Source organism: Mesorhizobium sp. M0051 (assembly GCF_040323235.1).
In the GTDB taxonomy this organism is placed as follows: Bacteria; Pseudomonadota; Alphaproteobacteria; order Rhizobiales; family Rhizobiaceae; genus Mesorhizobium.
Genome location: NZ_JAMYUT010000087.1, coordinates 1 through 1429, shown reverse-complemented (window position 1 = coordinate 1429; position 1429 = coordinate 1). Strand labels below are relative to the sequence as shown.

Annotated in this window: 1 protein-coding gene; it reads right to left on the bottom strand. The window is 62.8% G+C overall.

All coding sequences use genetic code 11. From position 1 onward, the window contains the following. Nucleotides 1-107 precede the first annotated feature (107 nt). The gene (locus NKJ90_RS33315) at nucleotides 108-1307 is read right to left on the bottom strand and encodes an IS256 family transposase (RefSeq protein WP_352487771.1); all 1200 of its coding nucleotides are present in this window, start codon (nucleotides 1305-1307) and stop codon (nucleotides 108-110) included. Nucleotides 1308-1429 lie beyond the last annotated feature (122 nt).

The window sequence follows — 1429 nt, the reverse complement described above, 5'->3', positions numbered from 1 at the left end:
AGTTGTGTGCGTCAAGTTCTGCAAAAATGGCGTGGCGGTAGCTGTGACGTCGGCGTGTCCGCCGCGCAGCTCCCGTGTTTAGCGGAGCGGCGGACGCATGACGGTGCTCAGGCGGCCAAGGCCCTCAGGCTCTCCTTCTTGTGCTCACGCAGATGATCCATGTTGAGATAGCGGGTCGCCTCGAGCCAGTTCTCGTGGATCTCCACCGCCAACGCCCGAACCAGCCGCAGGCAGCTCCGTGGGTTGGGGAAGATGCGAACGACCAGGGTGCGCCGCTTGATCTCCTGGTTCAGCCGCTCCAGCATGTTCGTCGACTTCATGTGCTTGTGGTGAGCTAGCGGCAGCCGATAGAAGCTCAGCGTCTCCTCGATATTGTCTTCCACCCAGTTGACCAGCTTCGGGTATTTGGCCTGCCATTTGGCGATCCACTGCGCCAGGTCGCGTTTGACCTCGGCGAGGTCGCGCCGGTCGTAGAACCATCTGAGTTCCATCAGGCAATCGTCGTCGACCTTGCGCGGCACATAGTCGAGCGCGTTTCTGAGGAAGTGCACGTAGCAGCGCTGCCAGACCGCTTCGGGCAGCACTTCGCGGATTGCCGCCCTGAGCCCCGGATGGTCGTCGGAGACGACGAACTCGACGCCGGCGAGCCCGCGATTCTTGAGCCCCGTCAGGAACTCGCGCCAGCTCGAATGGCTCTCCCGGTTGGCCAGCTCCACGCCCAGAACCTGGCGCCGGCCCTCCCAATCCACGCCGATCGCCACCAGCACCGCCTGGCTGGCGATCACGCCCGCCTCGCGAGCCCGCTCGTAGCGCGCGTCCAAAATGAGATACGGATAGCTTTCCGCGAGCCGCTGCGTGAAGAACGCCTTGAGCGCCTCATCCAGCCGCATCGTCGCCTCGCTCACCGTCGAGGCCGAGAAGGAGTGGCCGCACAATTCCTCCGTCACCGCCTTCACCTTGCGGGTCGAGACGCCCTGCACGTACATCTCGACCAGCGCCGACACCAATGCCTTCTCCGAGCGCTGGTAGCGCTCAAACAACTCCGTCGAGAACCGGCCAGCCCGATCCTGCGGAACGCGAAGCTCCAGCACCCCGACCCGCGTCACCAGCTTGCGCTCGTAATAGCCGGACCGGTAACTCGTCCGCTCTGCCGTCCGCTCCCCTTTCTCGGCCCCGATCGCCTCCGTCATCTCGGCTTCAAGAACCTCCTGCACGACAGTCTGCAATGCCTGGCGAAAGCCGTCCTCATCCGACAACAGCAACGCTTTCAACTCGCCTCTGCTCAGTCTAACTTCTCGATTGGTCATGGCACTTCCCCTTCCACGGGAATCGGTGATCGTAACGTCACCAGCGTGCCATGGCCGCTTTCGCCTCAGCGCGACGACCGTTCTCTCTCCAAAACTTTTTGCAGAACCTTCAGGACACTATC